General features: G+C 61.8%; 11 protein-coding genes and 1 pseudogene. 5 read left to right on the top strand and 7 right to left on the bottom strand.

Annotation, left to right across the window (positions count from 1 at the left end; all coding sequences use genetic code 11):
• Nucleotide 1 precedes the first annotated feature (1 nt).
• The 4 genes from QFZ94_RS39925 to QFZ94_RS39910 all read left to right on the top strand — a co-directional run bounded on the left by QFZ94_RS39925 (nucleotide 2) and on the right by QFZ94_RS39910 (nucleotide 6,785).
• A complete protein-coding gene (locus tag QFZ94_RS39925; RefSeq protein WP_429463456.1) occupies nucleotides 2-706 on the top strand; it encodes a GntR family transcriptional regulator in 705 nt (234 codons plus the stop codon).
• Nucleotides 703-1,713, top strand: coding sequence for an Ldh family oxidoreductase (locus QFZ94_RS39920; protein ID WP_429463454.1), 1,011 nt, complete (start codon nucleotides 703-705; stop codon nucleotides 1,711-1,713). Before QFZ94_RS39925 ends, QFZ94_RS39920 begins: the two co-directional genes overlap by 4 nt.
• Nucleotides 1,714-1,753: 40 nt before the next feature.
• Complete coding sequence (locus QFZ94_RS39915; protein ID WP_429463452.1) at nucleotides 1,754-5,335, top strand: indolepyruvate ferredoxin oxidoreductase family protein; 3,582 nt, start codon at nucleotides 1,754-1,756, stop codon at nucleotides 5,333-5,335.
• A gap of 124 nt (nucleotides 5,336-5,459) precedes the next feature.
• On the top strand, nucleotides 5,460-6,785 hold the full coding sequence (locus QFZ94_RS39910) for an MFS transporter (RefSeq protein ID WP_410848408.1): 1,326 nt from the start codon (nucleotides 5,460-5,462) through the stop codon (nucleotides 6,783-6,785).
• A gap of 125 nt (nucleotides 6,786-6,910) precedes the next feature.
• On the opposite strand, the gene QFZ94_RS39905 is transcribed toward QFZ94_RS39910, so the two are convergent.
• The 6 genes and pseudogenes from QFZ94_RS39905 to QFZ94_RS39880 all read right to left on the bottom strand — a co-directional run bounded on the left by QFZ94_RS39905 (nucleotide 6,911) and on the right by QFZ94_RS39880 (nucleotide 15,765).
• Nucleotides 6,911-7,810, bottom strand: a complete 900-nt coding sequence (locus tag QFZ94_RS39905) for a LysR family transcriptional regulator (protein WP_368581498.1) — start codon at nucleotides 7,808-7,810, stop codon at nucleotides 6,911-6,913.
• Nucleotides 7,811-7,985: 175 nt separating this feature from the next.
• Nucleotides 7,986-9,274, bottom strand: a pseudogene (locus QFZ94_RS39900) (DUF3422 family protein).
• A 73-nt stretch (nucleotides 9,275-9,347) separates the two neighbouring features.
• On the bottom strand, nucleotides 9,348-10,610 hold the full coding sequence (locus QFZ94_RS39895) for an MFS transporter (RefSeq protein WP_368581496.1): 1,263 nt from the start codon (nucleotides 10,608-10,610) through the stop codon (nucleotides 9,348-9,350).
• Between the two features lie 167 nt (nucleotides 10,611-10,777).
• Entirely contained in the window at nucleotides 10,778-12,418 is a 1,641-nt protein-coding gene (locus QFZ94_RS39890) for a GMC family oxidoreductase (RefSeq protein WP_368581495.1), read from the bottom strand.
• Nucleotides 12,419-12,446: 28 nt separating this feature from the next.
• Nucleotides 12,447-13,958: an aldehyde dehydrogenase family protein gene (locus QFZ94_RS39885; protein WP_429463450.1), complete on the bottom strand. Its 1,512-nt coding sequence runs from the start codon at nucleotides 13,956-13,958 to the stop codon at nucleotides 12,447-12,449.
• Nucleotides 13,959-14,574: 616 nt separating this feature from the next.
• Nucleotides 14,575-15,765: an MFS transporter gene (locus QFZ94_RS39880; RefSeq protein ID WP_429463448.1), complete on the bottom strand. Its 1,191-nt coding sequence runs from the start codon at nucleotides 15,763-15,765 to the stop codon at nucleotides 14,575-14,577.
• Between the two features lie 68 nt (nucleotides 15,766-15,833).
• On the opposite strand from QFZ94_RS39880, the gene QFZ94_RS39875 reads away from it, so the two are divergent.
• A protein-coding gene (locus tag QFZ94_RS39875; RefSeq protein WP_429463446.1) for an IS3 family transposase occupies nucleotides 15,834-17,203 on the top strand; the annotation gives its coding sequence in 2 pieces (ribosomal slippage) (nucleotides 15,834-16,302 and nucleotides 16,302-17,203; 1,371 coding nt in all).
• A gap of 235 nt (nucleotides 17,204-17,438) precedes the next feature.
• Here QFZ94_RS39875 and QFZ94_RS39870 read toward each other — a convergent pair.
• Nucleotides 17,439-18,560, bottom strand: a complete 1,122-nt coding sequence (locus tag QFZ94_RS39870) for a porin (protein ID WP_429463444.1) — start codon at nucleotides 18,558-18,560, stop codon at nucleotides 17,439-17,441.
• Nucleotides 18,561-18,694: the final 134 nt, after the last annotated feature.

The following is an 18,694-nucleotide window of genomic DNA, read 5'->3' as shown; positions in this document are numbered from 1 at the left end:
GATGACAAAACTGTCCATGGTGTCGGATGCCATCATCCGCGATATCGAATCGGGGTCATTGCGCGAGGGTGATCGCCTTCCTTCCGAAGGCGAGCTGGCGGCACGGCACCATGTAAGCGTCGGCACGATCCAGAAGGCGCTCACCCAGCTCTCGCACTCCGGACTCATCACGCGCGAGCAGGGTCGCGGCACCTTCGTGTCGGGCACGCGCGTGGCTCCCGCGGACGTTCGCTACCTGCGCTTTCGCGGCGCAGACGGCAACGATCTGCCTTGCTATGTCCACGCGCGCTCCGTCAAGCGCACGACACGCAAGGGGCCGTGGTCGGAGTTTCTGGGCGGCGACGGCTTCGTGCGAATCGAGCGCATGATCAACGTCGGAGGGCGGTTCGATCTCTACAGCGAATTCTGGCTGCGAGAGGAAGACTTCGCGGAGCTGGGTGGCCTCGACCGCTCCGCACTCGAAAAAAACCTCCGCGAACTCGTGGGTCAACGGCTTTCGCTGCCCACCTTGCGCGTGGACCAGTGGATCCGGTTTGGCGAACTGCCCTCGGCCGTCGCTGAAGAACTGATGATCGCAACGGGCCAGGCAGGCTTAATCAAGGAATTGCGCGGCTACACACTGCGCAATCGGCCGCTCTACTACCAGTCCGTCTATGCCGGGCCGTTTCAGGAGCGTCTTGTCATCGAGCGGGAGAACGGGCAATGAGTACGCATTGGTCACCTGACACCATCGGGCATTGGACCGCGCGGATTTTCGAAACCTGCGGCGTACCACGGGATCACGCCGCGGAAGCTGCGTCGATCCTCGTTCGCAGCGAGCTGCGGGGTTACAAGACGCATGGCATGACGCGCCTTTCGTCCTACGTGAACCGGCTGAAGAACAGGGAGTTCAATCCGAAGCCCACGATGTCGCATCGGGCTTTCCCGGGCGGCATCGTGCTGAACGCCGACGGCGCAATGGGACAGATTGCCGGCCCTCACGCCGTGCGCCTTGCGCTCGAAGCGCTGAACACGAGCGCCTCCGTGCTCGTCGTGATGCAGTCGTGCGGCCATCTCGGGGCGCTCGGCATCCACACGCTGCTGGCCGCCGAAGCAGGCGCCTTCAGCGTGATGGGGCAGCACACGCCGCCGGCGCTCGCGCTCGAAGGCTTTCGCGGCCCGGCGATCGGACACAACCCGATCTCCTTCGGCTGCCCTTTGCCGGGACAAGCGCCGATCGTCTTCGACGTGGCCTGCAGCGTGGCGGCGAGAGGCCACATTCTGCTCGCCGCCCGCGAAGGCAAGTCCATTCCCGAAGGCTGGGCGCTCGACTCACAAGGCCGGCCCACCACGGATCCGCAGTGCGCGCTCGAAGGCTCGCTGATGCCGATGAGCGGACACAAGGGCATGGGCATCGCGATGATGGTCGAGTGCCTGGCGGGCGCGCTCGCCGCTACCGCGGGTTCACTCAACTCGCCGCGCGGCGATGCGATGCAGGACGCGTTCCTCTGGCTCGTGCGTCCCGAATCCTATACGGGGCGTGAGGCCTTCGACGAGTACATGCGCCAGTGGACCGAGACCTACGTGACAGCAGGCGGCGACGCCCGGCTGCCGGGTGCGCGTGGCGACGTGCTCGAGCGCGAAGCCCGCGAACGCGGCATGACGCTGCCCACCGCGATCGCCGACGAACTGGCCGCACTTGGCGAGCAGCTTGGCGTGCGCTTTCCTGCGTAATCGCCCTGCCCCTGACAACATCAATTGACGAGTAACAGCAATGAATGCCCCACTCTCAGAAGCAAACCGTGAGGCCATGGAGGCCGTCACCCTCGACGACAAGTACGCGCTGGATTCCGGGCGTGCCTTCATGAGCGGCGTCCAGGCGCTCGTGCGCCTGCCGCTCGTGCAGCGCGCACGCGATGCGCAAGGCGGCCACAATACCGCCGCGTTCATCTCCGGCTACCGGGGCTCACCGCTCGGCACCTATGACCAGGCGCTGTGGCAGGCCAAGAAGCACCTTGCGAACAACCATGTCGTGTTCAAACCAGGCGTCAACGAAGAACTCGGCGTCACGGCGGTTTGGGGCTCGCAGCAGCTCGAGTTCGACCCGGCGAGCAAAAAATACGATGGCGTGTTCGGCATCTGGTACGGCAAAGGCCCCGGTGTGGACCGCAGCGGCGACGCGCTCAAGCACGCCAACCTCGCGGGCACCGCGCCCCTCGGTGGCGTGATCGCGCTAGCCGGAGACGACCACGTCTCCAAGAGCAGCACGCTCGCGCATCAGAGTGACCACACGTTCATCGCTGCCGGACTGCCGGTGTTCTTTCCCGCGAACGTGCAGGACATCCTGGACCTCGGCGTTCATGCCTTCGCGATGAGCCGCTTCAGCGGCTTGTGGGCGGGCATGAAGACCGTGCAGGAAGTGGTCGAGTCCGGCTCGTCGGTGCTGACTGCTGTCGACCGGGTGGGCATCCTGCTGCCTGAAGACTTCGCGGTGCCCCAAGGCGGCCTGCACATCCGCTGGCCGGACGACCCGCTCACCCAGGAAGCCCGGATGATGGAGTACAAGTGGCCGGCCGCGCTCGCCTATATCCGCGCGAACCGGCTCAACCACAACGTCATCGAAGGTCCGAACGATCGGCTCGGCATCATCGCGAGCGGCAAGGCCTACAACGACACGCGCCAGGCGCTGATCGACCTTGGGCTCACCGAAGAGCTGTGCCGCGAGCTCGGCATCCGGCTGCACAAGGTCAGCGTGGTATGGCCGCTCGAGCCTCAGGGTGTGCGCGAGTTCGCGCGCGGCCTGCGTGAAATCCTCGTCGTCGAGGAAAAGCGCTCGCTGATCGAACAGCAGTTGAAGGACGAGCTTTATCACTGCAACCCGGATACACGGCCTGTCGTGCTCGGCAAGTACGGTCGCGCCGACGGTGAAGACATCGGCGGCGAATGGAGCCACGGCAGGCCGGGCGACGACTGGCTGCTGCGCGCGAAGGCCGATCTCACGCCCGCGATGGTCGCCAGGGCGATCTCCGGGCGCCTGAAGAAGCTCGGCGTGCCACCGGACGTGGTCGCCCGCATGGACCAGCGCCTCGCGCAGATCGACGCGGCCGAACGTACCGCCGCCGAAGGCGCGAGCGGCGGCGCGGACCGCCTGCCATGGTTCTGCCCCGGCTGCCCGCACAACACCAGCACCCGAGTTCCGGAGGGATCGCTCGCCACCGCAGGGATCGGTTGTCACGGCATGGCGGTGTGGATGGACCGCTCGACCACGTCCTGGTCCCAGATGGGCGGCGAAGGCGTGTCCTGGATGGGACAGGCGCCGTTCAGCAAGCGCTCCCACATGTTCGCCAATCTGGGCGACGGCACGTATAACCACTCCGGGCTGCTCGCCATCCGACAGTCGGTCAATGCCGGGGTCAACATCACCTACAAGATCCTGTTCAATAGCGCCGTGGCGATGACGGGCGGCCAACCGGTCGACGGTCAGCTCGACGTGCCTGGCATGACCCGCGAGCTTGCCGCTGAGGGCGTGAAGCGCACCGTAGTGGTAACCGATGAGCCGGAGAAGTACGCGGGCGTGACGGATCTCGCGCCCGGCGTCACGGTACGCCATCGCGATGCGCTCGATGACGTGCAGCGCGAGCTGCGCGAGCTCGAGGGCGCCACCGCGATCATCTACGACCAGGTCTGCGCCACCAAGAAGCGTCGCGAACGCAAACGCGGCACGATGCCCGATCCGGAAAAGCGGGTGATCATCAACGAGCTCGTGTGCGAAGGCTGCGGTGATTGTTCGGTCGAAAGCAACTGCGTCGCCGTTCAACCGCTCGAGACCGAGTTCGGCCGCAAACGCCAGATCAATCAGAACACGTGCAACAAGGACTTTTCCTGCGTCAAGGGTTTCTGCCCGAGCTTCGTCACGGTCGAAGGCGGTCAGCTCAAGAAGCCCGCGGCAGCGCGCAGCGCGAAGCTCACCGAGATGCCGGCCCTGCCCGAGCCGACGCTGCCCGACGCTGCCATCGCGCGGCGCATCCTGGTGGCCGGCGTGGGCGGTACGGGCATCGTCACGATCGGCCAGGTGCTCGGCATGGCGGCGCACCTCGAAGGCAAGTACGTGACCACGCAGGATGCAACCGGCATGGCGCAGATGGGCGGCGCCACCTGGAGCCACATCCAGATCGCGAGTGACGACAATGCCCTGCACGCGACGCGGGTCGATACCGCGTCGGCCGATCTCGTGCTGGCTTGCGACACGGTGGTGGGCGCGAACAAATTCACCCTGTCCACCATGCATCCGGGGCGCACTTATGTCGTGCTCAATAGCCACGTGACGCCAACCGCGGCTTTCGTGCGCAATCCCGACTGGCAAGCCGGCACCGACCAGTCCATCGCGGCAATCCTGAACGGGGCAGGCCCTGGTCAAGTCGGCGTTTTCGACGCCGAGCGCATGGCCACGCAACTGCTCGGCCAGTCGATCTACTCGAACCTGATGCTGCTGGGCTACGCGTGGCAGAAGGGCCAAGTGCCGCTTACGCGGGCCGCGCTGATGCGTGCGATCGAGCTCAATGGCGTGCAGGTCGAAAGCAACAAGGCTGCCTTCGAGTGGGGCCGTCATTGCGCGCACGACCTCAACAGGGTGCCGGTGCGCTCCGCTGACGCCCAGGTGATTCAGTTCGCGAAGAAGCCGTCGCTCGCCGAGTTCATCGAGAAGCGATCGGCGTTTCTGGTCGGCTATCAGAGCCGCGCTTATGCCGCTCGTTACGAAGCGTTCGTCGCAAGAGTGCAGGAGGCCGAGAGCCGCTTTGGCAGCGATCGGCTCAGCAGAACCGTCGCGCGTTACCTGTTCAAACTGATGGCCTACAAGGACGAGTACGAGGTGGCGCGCCTGCATACCGACGCGGCATTCACGATCAAGATCGCGGAGATGTTCGAGGGCGACTACAAGCTCGTGCATCACCTCGCACCCCCGCTCCTGTCGAAGCGCAATGCGAAGGGCGAGCATGTCAAGCGAGCCTTCGGACCCTGGGTTCGTAGCGCGTTCCGCGGCGTGGCAGCGTTCAGGGGCTTGCGCGGAACCGTCGTCGACCCATTCGGATACAGCGCCGAACGACGCACCGAACGTGCGCTGATCGGCGAATACCGCGCCTGTATCGAGGAACTTCTGCGGACGCTTTCGGAGGACAAGCTCGAACTGGCGCTGGAGATCGCGGCCCTTCCCGAGATCATCCGCGGTTACGGCCACGTCAAGGCCCGCAACCTCGATGCCGCACGGGTTCGCTGGGCAGCTTTGATGTGCCAGTGGCGCGATGGCGAACGCGCTCCGCAACGAACGTCCGTCGCGCTCGAACAAAGCGCCAATTGAGTGAAGCAACCTGCCGCGGCCTGATGCGCTCATCGGGCCGCGGCCCGCTGGGACGCGGCTTCGCCGGTCCCTTCAGCCATCACACAGATGCTGGCTGACACCTGACAAAAACCCAGGAGACACCATGCCTCATCATCGTTCCGTCATCAGCACGTCTTCGCCGTCGATGACTTCAGCCGTCTCATCCGGCAAACCGTTGTCGAAACCGTGGGCCATTGGTGCAATCACGGTTGGCAGCGGTCTCGAACTCTACGACTCGGTCGTCTACAACTTCTTTGCCACGCTGATCGGCCCACAATACTTTCCACTGACCGACCCTCTCGGCCAGTTACTGTTCTCTTTTGCCGCCTTCGGCGTCGGCTATCTGATGCGACCGATCGGCGGATTGGTGATCGGCGCCTACGCCGACCGCGTCGGCCGCAAGCCTGCCGTGGTGCTTACCCTGTGGCTGATGGCGTTGAGCGCCACGATGCTAGTGCTGGCACCAACCTACGCCCAGATCGGTCTGGCCGCGCCGGTCATCATGACGATTGCACGTCTGCTTCAGGGCTTTGCGATTGGCGGCGAGATGGGACCGGCCAGCGCGATGCTGCTCGAATACGCCGACGATAAGTCACGTGGGTTCTATACGAGCTGGCAGCCGTTCAGCCAGGGGCTCGCGGCGATCTTCGCGGCGCTCGTCGCCCTTTCGTTGACCAATTTCCTGCCGCAGTCCGCGCTGTCATCCTGGGGTTGGCGCGTCTCGTTCGTGATCGGCATTCTGGTGATTCCGCTCAGCGTGATGATCCGGTCACGTCTGGACGAGACTCTGGTTCCGACCAAGTGGGGCGAAAGCGATGCGATCTCGCACCGCCGCCTCGTGAAAGAACACCGGCGGGAGCTGCTCGCCAGTGTGCTGCTGATGATTGGACTGGCATCGGCCGTGCATATCGTTGTTTTCTATCTTCCCAACTACGGCGCGATCCAGCTTCATCTGCCGCTTTCGCAATCGATCTGGGCGGGCTTCGTGGGCTCGGTGGCGCTCACCCTGCTCTCACCGTTCGCCGGCTGGCTCAGCGATCGCATCGGCCGTAGAAAGGTCGTGTGGTGGTCGCGCGTCGCGATGCTGGCGATGATCTATCCGGCGTTTTACGCGCTGAATAATCTGCACTCTCTGACTTGCCTGCTGATCGTCGCCGGCTGCCTTGCCGTCCCAATGGCCATGACTTCCGCCTCGACCCTGGTGCTGGTCAGCGAAGTGCTGCCGCAGCGGCTGCGCGCAACGGGATTGTCGGTCAGCTATTACGTTGCCGTCGTGATCTTCGGGAGCTTCTCGCAATTCTTCTCGACCTTGCTGATCCATTTGACGAAGGACGCCAACGCCCCCGCTTACTATGTGATCGGCTGTGGATTGATATCGCTCATCGGTCTTGCGATGGTCCACGAAACGAAGGGACGCCGGCTCGCATAGTTTGCGACGAACTAGCGCTTGTCTGCTCGCATACCGACACAGGCGAAGCTGCCCGCAAAACCGCCACCACCCCGCTTGTGTTGAACAAGCCAACGGGCGGTGGCGGTTTTCAGCTATCCGCCTTCTCAAATGTGCGAACTTAGTCGCTGAACCAATCGATTGGCGGCAGGGGAAAGCTGCCGCCCAGCACGCGTGATCAGATGAGCCTCAGGACTCTGAAGCAAGCGGTTCTCCACTGGCAAGGCCACTAACTCACCGGCGGCGATTTCGGGTGCAATGGAAATCGGCGTGAGAAAGGTGAAGCCGAGATTGCTCTTTGCGAACAGCTTGAGAACGGCGACTGAATTCGTCGTGATCACTGGCGTAAGCCGGACCTTGTCGACCAGCATCGCCGCATCGACCAACCGCCGCGTGCCATGCTCCGGGTGTGTCAACGCGACCGGATATGAAAGAAGATCGTGAAGCGTGACCGACTCGACTTTTCCCACCAGAGAAAACGTCGGGGAAACGATCGCATGCATCGGCTGACGCGACTTCACGCGGGTCACGATTCGGGCGTCCGGCGTCGGGTTGAACACCAAACCGACATCCGCTTCGTCCTCCGACACCCGGCGCATCACCTCGTTGGTGCTGCAAAGATCCAGCGTGATTGAAATGTCCGGATAGGTCTCGCAGAACTGCTTGATCGGTCCATCGACCATGGTGGAGGCAAACCCTTCACCCATGACGACGGTAACCAGTCCTCGACGCAGCCCCCTGATTTCCTGAAGCTTCGACACGAGATCAGCCTGATTGGAACGCTGCTGGCGAAAATACTCGACGAGCAGCGCACCGGCCTCGGTGGCCTTGACGCCACGCTTGTCTCGCTCCACCAGCTGCATCGCGAGTTCCTGTTCCAGCAAGGCGATCTGCCTGCTGACGGCCGAGGGCGCCAGGTCGAGATGCTCGGCAGCCGCCCGTACCGTGCCGCGCCGTACGGCTTCGTACAGGTATCCAATGCGGCTTTCGTTGATTGCACCGTCCATTCTGTGTCCTCGCGCATTGGACAAAGGCTTTCGGGCTTGCGATTCATTGTCGCATTCTGGGCCGTCACAATGCAACGCGTGTTCCGGCGCAGGTGGGGCGCTTGCGTCAGCTTCATCCACCTTCCGAAATGAAGCTCGTCGCTTTGCGTCGGCGAACGACGGGAAGCTCATGGCGTCATTCCGAAACCTGGCGACCCACGGCCATGGGCTTTCGATCGCCGCGCTTCTTATGCCTCGTGACCATCAACACCGACAATACGACCGGGACGATCAACAGCCCTTCGACCAGCTCGGGATCGAGCGGCAGCGCGGCCGCGTGGAGTGACTTGAGCGCCGCACCCGCGAGCGACAGCACATAGTATGAAACAGCTGCGACCGACAGCCCTTCGACCGCGTGCTGGAGCCTTAGCTGACTGCGTGCCGTCTGATTCATGCCTTCGAGAAGCCGCGTCGTATCCTCCTCCTGCGCGACATTGACGCGCGTGCGCAGCAGCGCGACCACCCTCGCAACACGCGCCGCGAACTGCTCCTGCCGGGTCCAGACCGCGTTGCACGTTTGCATCGCCGGGCCGAAACGGCGTTCCATGAACTCGGCGATCGTCGGCATACCCTCTATCCGTTCCTCCCGCAACTCATGAATGCGGGCTTGCACGAGACCCTCATAGGCCCGCGACGCGCTAAAGCGTGGCGCCGACCCGGCGAGCGTCTCGACTCGCACAGCGAGATGCGTCAGGCTCACCAAAAGTTCCGAATCGCGGTATCCCCTTTCGCTCTGATCCATGGTTCTCATGATCGGCACGAGTGAATACTGGAGTTCGTCCAGCGCCATGCTCATATCGCGAGCGACCGGCAACGCGAGCAAGGCCATCATCCTGTAGGTCTCTATTTCGTAGAGACGTTGAAGGAGCCGTCCGCTCTGAACTTCACGCAAGCCTTTGTCGATCACCAGGAAGCGTGAAAACCCGTCGCTCTTGATGGTCCAGTCGCAAAACACCTGCGCGCTTCCGAGCACATGACTACCCACCATCCCAGACCCATCGATCCATCTGTTTGCATTGTCGGACGCGTAAACGGCGGCCTCGCCCGACACCAGTTCGGTCCTGACGGCGACGAATTGCTTCCCCTTGATTGCTTCGAACCACGCAGACGGCACGTGTTCCGTCGCAAGGTCCGAGAAGTAATCGGTATCATCCCGGCGGGCGACGAAGGTGAAGGTAGAGAACTCGGTGTGTCGTTCCCATTTCAGCTGCTTGTCGTCGCTCCACCGGAACGAATAGTGTTGGTATCGGCAATGGGCTCGGCAATGCCGGTGAGCCGGCACAGGTGCCTTAAAAGCGCTTCGTGAATCGTCGCTTCGCCGTCGGCATAGACCGCTATATGCGTCAATGACACCGACCCACTGATCCGCAGAAATGGCCGTGCGTGCAGCTCGTCGGCCAGCGTGGCTCGTAAGGGATGATCCATGGGCAACTCGCATACTTCGTCAATCATGAGCTGGACGGCACGCCGAGCGCGGTGCAAGCAGGCAAGACCGTGATCAGGCTTTCGAAAGGGAACTCGCGACCTCGCCCGTAGCGGGTTGTCCTGCACGCCGATAACGCCCAAGCGTAAGAGTCAGCACACACGCAACCAGCAAGATGCACGGCAAGATCAGGAGCGGCAAATCGTAGTTGCCGTGCCGGTCGAAGTAGCGGCCGATCGCCACCGGGCCGACCACAGCACCAAGGCCATACCCGCAGAAGCAGATGCCGTATAGCGTCCCGAACGAACGCAGACCGAAATAGGAGCGCACCAGGTACGAGATCAGATCGCCCTCCGCACCGATCGTCAGTCCGACCAGGGCCGCCGCCATCATCAGCGTCGGAAGTTCGTGCGAACCACGCAGCATGAGAAGACCAATCGCGCCGGACACGAAGAACACGCAAGTGACGAACGGCGCATGCATACGGTCGAGCATCAGACCGGTCAGAAGGCGCCCCGCGAGCAAGCCGGTTCCGAGCATCGACGCACCGCGTGCGGCATCGGCCGGGCTGAAGCCGCGATCGGCGAGCATGGTCGGCAGGTGCGGGACCAGGGCCAGCGTGCACGAGGACCCGACCAGAAAAATCAGCCAGATCGCCCACAGTCGATAAGTCTTCGCCGCCTGGACGAGCGACAGACCGTCCGCAGGTTCGACATCAACCCGCCGCAAGCCGCGCGGCGCGCGTCTACGCTCCCTGATCAGCAGGCATGCCAGCAGCGTGAGCGGAATCGAGCCGGCCCCAAGCGCGACGTAGGCGGCTCGCCAACCGAATTCCGATACCAGCATTTGCGCGAGTGAAGGCATCAGCGTCGTACCGATGCCGAGACCGCACATGGCCAACGCAAGTGCCAGCCCGAGGCGACGGTCGAACCACTGCGGCAGTACGGCAAGATAGCCGACAACCGAGACCGCGGCCCCGAAGATGCCGACCAAAGCGGACAGCCCGACCCAAAGCATCTTGTCGCCATTCTGCAAGGCCATGCAGATGACGGCGAAACCGTAGGCAACGCCGAGCGATGCCACCACCCGACGCACCCCGAATCGATCCATCAGCATGCCAACCAGCGGACTGCCGACGGTGAGCCCCATCATCGAAGCAGAGTACGACAGGGACGCCATCGAACGACCCCATCCGAACTCTCCTCCCACTGCTCGCGCGAAAATACCTCCAGCCGCATGAAACGACGGCGTCAAGCCGGCGAACATGCCCAGTGCAGCACCTAGCACAACCGCACAATACGTCCACCTCCCGATTGGGCGGTCATTTTTCCGATCCATGGTGTCTCCTCTGTGGGCGGCCCGCCGGCCTTGGTGGCGGCTGTGGCTCGCAGCATCAGTTACGATGTGAATGGAATGTCAATCGTCAGGTTCGCTCCGTCTGAACGCCTCCCATATCGGGCAGTTCGACGTGTGACGGGCTTCAGCGCATTGCATGCTTACCGGGATCAGACTGCTCCCGATCTATGTGCTGCCATCACGAGATCAGCGGCCTTTTCACCGATCATGATCGACGCAGCATTGGTATTGGGCGAACACATCGTCGGCATCACCGAGGAATCGACGACGCGCAAACCGATGACGCCCCTGACTCTCAATTCTGGATCGACTACGGCCATTGCGTCCGTGCCCATCTTGCAGGTGCCGATTGGATGCCAGCTCGTCTGACCAGACTGACGGATGTACTGCAGTAGCGCGTCGTCATCCTGGACATCGATTCCCGGGCGCGTTTCCCGCGCGACGAACTCCGCCATGCCGGGCTGCCTGACGATTTCGCGCGACATCCGCAACGCTTCCAGCATGACCCGCTTGTCCGCCTCGTTGCTTAGGTAGCGTGGCTCGATGACGGGCGCATCCAGCGGATTCCGGCTGCGCACGTGCAAATGCCCGCGGGATTCAGGGCGTAGCTGGAAAAAGCCGACATTGAAGCCCGGGAAGGAATCGAGTCCGAATCCCTTGCCGGCGTACCGATCGGCGCCGCTGAGGTGGCCGATCTGAATCTTCACGCTCGGCCGGGCATCATGAGGTCCCGAACGCGCAAGCGCATGGGCGGAAACGGACGGCGTTCCCATGATTCCGCGGCGGGTCAGCAGGTAAGCCAGTCCCATCCGGCCCTGGCGCCAGCGGCTGTGCATGATCTCGTTCAACGTAACCGGCTGCGTGCACGCATAGGTAAGGCGTGACTGCAAGTGATCGATCAGGTTCTCTCCGACACCGGGCAAATGCTGTTGAACCGCAATTCCCAGAGCGCGGAGCCGTTCCGCGTCGCCGATGCCGGATAGTTCCAGCAATTGCGGCGACTTGATCGGGCCAGCACTGACGATCACCTCGCGCCTTGCGAGGGCGCGACGTGTCTGCCCGCCCTGCGTGTATTCGACGCCTGTCGTCCGTTTGCCGTCGAACAACAAATGCGTGGCAAGCGCCTCGGTGACGAGGTGCAGGTTTCGATGCGGGCGACCACGCAGATAGCCCGCTGCCGTGCTGCAACGTCTGCCGCTGCCGGTCGACAGTTGCAGGTAGCTGACGCCTTCATAGGATGCGCCGTTGTAGTCCTCGGTAGCGGGGATGCCAGCGCTCCGGCATGCGCTGATGAACCCATCACTGAGCGGGTTCGGGCTGACCTGAGCCACCGACGACACCTGAATCGGTCCGCTTCTGCCACGGTAAGCGTCCTCGCCGAACGCGACCGCCTCGAGCCGCCTGAAGTAAGGCAGCAGCGACGCATAGTCCCACCCTCGATTGCCGAGTTCGGCCCAGTGATCGAATTCCGCCGGCTCACCGCGCACATAGATCATGCCGTTGACCGAGCTCGATCCGCCGGGCATGCGTCCGCGCGGCCAATAGACCTTCTGGTCGGCCAGATCTTTCTGCGGTTCGGTGGAAAACTGCCACACGTATTTGTCGTTCTGCAAAAGCTTGGCGACACCGATCGGAACCTTCACCCAGAAGTCCCGATCGCGAGGTGCGCCGGCTTCGAGCAACAGGACCGTCCCTGCGTTGCGCTCGGCCAATCGCGTAGCGAGCGTGGCACCAGACGATCCGGCGCCGATCACCACATAGTCGAAAGTCTCAGTGTGTACCGTATTCATGATCGGCTTGATTCTCCTTTTCCTTCGCTCAGGCGCGACCGAACGGGGTGACTGCCGAGGCGGCCGTCTGAACCCAGACACTCTTGGTCTGCGTGTACTCGTAGAGCGCCTCGATGCCGCTCGTGCGTCCATAGCCGCTGTTCTTGTAGCCGCCAAACGGCGAACCCACGTGAATCGAGCGGTAGCTGTTGATCCAGAAGGTTCCCGCGTCCACCTGTGCCGCCACACGGTGTGCTCGTGCGACGTCATTGGTCCACACGGCGCCCGCCAGACCAAACTCGTTGTCGTTGGCGATGGCGATCGCCTCTTCCTCGGTTTCGAACGGAATCGCCGCGATGACGGGACCGAATACCTCGGTGCGCGCGATGTCCATGTCGTTCGAGACGCCCGTGAATAGCGTTGGGGGTACGAAGTATCCTTCGTCGCCGAACTTCGTCGTCCCAGCGGCAAGGTGCGCGCCTTCCTCGACGCCTCTGGCGATCATTCGCTTGATGTGCTCGAACTGATTCCGGTTGTTGATGGGGCCGATCTCAGTGGTGTTTTCAAGGGGATGCCCAACGCGCAGCTTGCGCGCACCGTCGGCGACCTTGCCGACCACCTCGTCATAGACTTTGCGATGCACCAGCAAGCGTGATCCCGCCGTGCAGCTCTGCCCTGCGCCCGAAAAGACCGCCACTTGTGCGCCCGCCGCCGCCTGATCGAGGTTGGCGTCATCGAACACGATGTTGGCTGACTTGCCGCCGAGCTCCAGGATGCACGGAATGACGCGCTTTGCCGCAGCTTCGGCGATTCTCACGCCGGTTGCGGGCGATCCGACGAAAACGACCTTCTTCACGGCATGGTCTGCGATCGCCGCTTGAGCGGTGGTGTGACCGTACCCTGCCAGAACGTTGATCAGGCCCACCGGCACCCCGGCTCGTTCCGCCAGCATCGCGATCGCGAGCGACGTGAACGGGGTCAGCTCGGACGGTTTGAGCAGCACGGCGTTGCCGACGGCGATGGTCGGCGCCACTTGCCACCCAAACGACAGCATCGGGATATTCCACGGTGCGACGTGCAGAATCGTGCCGTACGGCTCGCGGCGAGTGTAGTTCAGATGCGTGGTCGGCACAGGGATCACGTGGCCATAAAACTTGTCGGCCCACCCTGCATAGAATTCGAACATCTCCGCCACCATCTCGGCTTCGCGGCGGCTATCGCGAATCGGCTTGCCGGTCGAGATCGCTTCAAGGCGAGCGAGCGGCTCGTTGTGCTCCCGCACTTTGGCCGCGACGGCGTAAAGGATTCGACCGCGCGCGGCATGCGTCATCCCCCACCATTTCTTCTGCGCTTCCTGCGCGGCGACGCACGCCTGCTGCGCGCATGCCGCGCCGCCGTCCCGATAGCTGACCGATTTTTCCCCGCTGGCTGGATCGTATATCTGGATCTCGTCGCCGGTGCCCGGAATGAGTCTGCCGCCTACATAGGATCCGATCTCCGTCGCGCCGGGGAAAAACTCAGCAAATGCTTCGAACAAACCTTCTACCGTTGACTGCTCCATCAGTACGCTCCGATCAGATGTGGGTTGAATCTCTCGCTCACAGGCTGCGTTGGTCGTTCGACCGCTGCTATCGAACGCTGCCAGTCACTGTTTGCGTTGAATGCCGAAGCAGTATGTTTTGAAGAGGGGTGTCGATCAATTAGACAGGTTGAGCAATCGTGTTCTAACAAAGAGAACACCTCTGCTAGAGCCCCACGCGGCGGCGCGCTCTAACGTCGGCAGGTGGCCGCGGCACTGCGCGCTGACTGCAGGTGTCCGCGGAGTTTCAGGCGGACGCGAGGCATCCGCGTGTGCTCCGTGAACGGGTGCTATCAGCCTGGAATTTGCTCGGTGGGGTGAACGTCGCCCGCGCACTGAATTTCAACGGCGCGGGGACAAGGAATGCGAGCAGAACGGATGGCGCTGTCGCATCTGCGAGCCGGAAAGGATCGGCAGCAGATGGATTTTGAATAGCAAAGAAGCGGCGACTCCCTTTGCGAAGGAGTTTTGTCAGGTACGAGGCACCGTTGAATCAGCGCCGCGATCTGGCCGAAGTTTCGTATGTGACGCTCCGAATCATGCAGCCGATCGGGCTTGCGATGCGTTTGACGTAGGGGCGCCGACGCATCGCCTTGCGTTACGACGCAACCGCCTCGATGCGGCCGCTGGTCCCCGGATAACGTCCGAGCGTCAATATCAGCGCACACGCACCAACGAGGACGCACGGGAGCACGACCAGGAGCAGATCGTAACTACCGTGCCTGTCGAAATAGGCGCCGATGCCAAGCGGGCCGACGACGGAGCCCAGGCAATATCCCGAGAAAGCGATTCCGTACAGGGTGCCAAACAGGCGCATTCCAAGATACGCGCGCACGAGGTAGGAAATCAGGTCGCCCTCGGCGCCAATCGTCAAGCCGATCAGCGCCGCGGCCAGCAACAGCACCTGATAGTCTCGAGAGATATGAAACAACAGGATGCCGGCGGCGCCCCCCAGAAAGAACAGCACAGCGACCAGAGGAGCATGCACATGATCGAGCAATACCCCGGTGAGGAGTCGGCCCGCCAACAGGCCCACTCCGAGCATCGAAGCACCGCGTGCAGCGTCTTCCACGTTGAGGCCCCGATCGATGAACATGCTGGGAAGGTGCGGCACCAGTGCGAGCGTACAGATCGACCCCAGCATGAAAGTCAGCCAGATCGCCCACAACCGGTAACTCTTCATCGCGCGCCCGAGCGTCAGTCCTTCCGCACACACTGGTACGGTTGAGCGCTGATCTGGCGCGTCGATCCTGCGCTCCCTCAGTAGCGAACAGGCCACCAGCATCAAGGGCAGCGACGCGCCTCCGAGGATGACATAGGCCGAACGCCACCCGAAATGGGTCACCAGATATTGCGCGAAAGTCGGCATGACCATCGACCCAACGCCGAGACCGCACATAGCCAGTGCGAGCGCGAGGCCGAGACGACGATCGAACCATTGTGGAAATACCGCGAGGTAGCCCAATACTGAGACCGCCGCGCCGACGACTCCGATCAGCCCGGAGAGTCCGATCCACATGATCTTGCTGCCGTCCTGCTTCGACATGCAGATGACGGCGAGGCCGAAAGCGACGCCAGACCAGAAGATGACGCGCCGAATTCCGAACCTGTCCATCAGCATGCCGATGAGTGGACTGCCTATAGCCATGCCAAGCAGCGTAGCCGAGAACGACAGCGACATTTCCATCCGGCCCCACCCGAACTCCGCCGCGAGTGGCCGGGCGAAGATGCCCGGTACCGAGTTAAACGACGTCACGCCGGCAAACATGCCGATTGCCGCGCCGATCACGATCGAAACATAAGTCCACCACCCGATGAACTGACCCCGAGAAGTTGGACACTTCTGCAGGGAGTCTTGTGGGCAAGTATTCGGAAGAGACCAAGCTCGCGGTCGTCAAGGATTATTGTTCGGGAACGGCGGGGCTCAAAGTCGTTGCTCGCCGCCATGATGTGGATGTTACGTCGCTACGCAAATGGGTGGCAGGTTATCGTTCGCATGGTGCTGCTGGCGTAAGGGAAAAGGCGCGGGCCACCTATAGCTTAAAATTCAAGCTGTCGGTGTTGCGACGCATGCGTGACGAGAGCCTCTCCTATCGGCAAACGGCCGCGCTGTTTGATATTCGCAACTTCAATATTATCGCTACGTGGGAGCGCAACTACGATCAAGGCGGACTGGAGGCCTTGTCTCCGCACGCTTCCTTACGCCGCAAGAAGATGACAAAGCATCAGACCACAGAATCTCCGAGATCATCAAAGGGCGACGCTGGGCGCACTCGCGACGAATTAATGAAGGAACTGGACAACCTCCGCATGGAGAATGCCTATCTAAAAAAGCTCAATGCCTTGGTTCAAACGACCGCGCCGCAAGCGCAGCGCAAAAAGCGCAAATCGTGATCGAGCTAAGGCACCAATACCCTCTTGCCGGTCTGCTCAAGCTGGCAGGCTTGGCGCGCAGCACTTTCTATTATCAACAGAAGGCGCTGCAGCTAGTCGACAAATATGCTGACCTTAAGGCCCGGATCAAGGCTATCTTCGACAGACATAAAGGGCGATACGGCTACCGGCGAATCACCGCTGCGATCCGACAAGAGGGCCAGACCGTCAACCACAAAACGATCCAGCGTCTCATGGGTGATCTGCGTCTGAAGTCCTGCGTACGGATCAAGAAATACCGCGCCTATAAGGGCGAGGTTGGCAAGATCGCGCCCAATATCCTTGAACGTCAGTTTGACGCGCATTTGCCTAACCAGAAGTGGGTCACAGACGTGACCGAATTCAACGTTCGGGGAGAGAAGCTCTATCTCTCCCCAGTGCTTGACCTGTATAACGGCGAGATCATTGCGTACCAGATGGCCCGGCGTCCTTTGTTTGACATGGTAGGCACGATGCTGAAGAAAGCGTTTGGTCGGCTCAAGCAGGGCGACAAAGTTATCTTACATTCCGACCAAGGCTGGCAATACCAGATGCCGGTCTACCGGCGCCTTCTTGAGGCCCGCTCGATCACACAAAGCATGTCGCGCAAGGGCAACTGCTACGACAATGCCGCCATGGAGAGCTTCTTCGGAACGCTCAAAGCGGAGTTCTTTCGCTTGAACAAATTCGACAACCTTAACGAGCTGGAGACCGGCATAAAGGACTATATCCGATACTACAACCATGACCGTATCAAGCTAAAATTGCAGGGCATGAGCCCCGTCAAATATCGGGCTCGATTCGGTCAGGCGTAGTCATTTAACCGTCCAACTTCTGGGGGTCAGTCCACGATGGAGCGGATACCCTCGCGATCCATGCCATTCCTCCTGGATCCAAACCAACGTTTCAGCGACGCAATAAGCGTCTATTACATTCGGCGTGAATCGACTGCCCTTATATTGCGCCGGTTGCGGCTTGCACAGGTGGTCACGCGCCACGAGAACGCCCGGCAGCACCACTCCCGTCGCCCGGCGCCTGTAGCCTGGGGCCTCAAAACATGTGACGAATGCCGATCTCCGCACCGAACTGATTGCCGCCAGGAGCCGGCGCGGCAGGCACCGTGCTCGCCGCGGAGACGGAATAGATGCCGCCTTTGCCGTTGTTCTTCAGGTAGGAGAGCACGCTGTATACCGCGGTGCGTTTGCTGAAGTTGTAGTTGACGCGAACCGTACCAAGGGTGCCGTCGGCATCGAACGCAGTGTTATCGATCCGAGAAATCTGCGCTTCGAACGTCCAGGCCTGATAGGGGTAGGTCGCGCCAAGATATTCGAGGTCGGTAGTGGCCGATTTCACGTCCCCCTGAATGCGCCGGTGCAGCCACCCGGCGCCCAGTTGCACAGGCCCGACGAAGAGCTTGGCGGCAACCTGGTACCGCCGATCAGTATCCGATGACTTCGTGAAAGCGATGCCCGGCAAGCCGGGAACTACTGTGACGGGTGCCGCTCCCGCTCCACCGCGCTGCTCGTCATAGGTTGTCGCGATGCCCCAAGCGTTAGCGTCATACTTGAGCATGGCGGACACAGCGCGACAGGCCAGAAAGTCATTGCCGCTCTGGCCCGGGCAGTTGCCTGCCGGACTCGAATCACGACCGAACGAATAGCTCGCCCCCACGGTCAAGCCAGCGAATGTGCCCAGATACACCACGTCGCTATCGAAGCGTGCCGCCAGCAGGTAAGGATCGAACGAAGCCAGACCACCCATCCCGCCTGAGCCAAGGATATTCGAATCATACATTCCCCAGGTCGTCATGCTGTACTGGCGCCCGAAGGAGAGTTGCCCCCAAGGTCCAGCCAGGCCGGTGTAAGCCTGCCGGCCGAACAACCGGCCACCCTGCTGCAACGAGCCGTTGGACATCGAGAATCCGCTCTCCAAGGTGAAAATGGCCTTCAACCCGTTGCCGAGGTCCTCCGAACCTTTGATGCCCCAGCGCGACGCCGCGTCACCACCGCCAATCACCGGCATACGCACAACAGTCCCTCCGGTCGGCGTTGCATGCGTGATGTATTCGACACCGGTATCGACAAGCCCGTACAACGTGACCGAGTTTTGAGCAAACACCGGTACCGATGTCATCGCGCAAGCCGCAAGGGCGGCTATCTTTGTCTTCCTCATTTCATCTCCTTTTCTGTGGAAGGCAAATCACCTTTCACCAATGATCATGAATTTGCGGGTGCGCCGGGGATCACGCGTACGGAACGGAGTCCATACATCGCGATGCCCTCCTAACGCATCCGTAGTACGCCGAA

Source organism: Paraburkholderia sp. JPY465 (assembly GCF_050436725.1).
Taxonomy (GTDB): domain Bacteria; phylum Pseudomonadota; class Gammaproteobacteria; order Burkholderiales; family Burkholderiaceae; genus Paraburkholderia; species Paraburkholderia youngii.
Note: the sequence above shows the minus strand (reverse complement) of the source record. Positions and strands in the feature narration are given on the sequence as shown.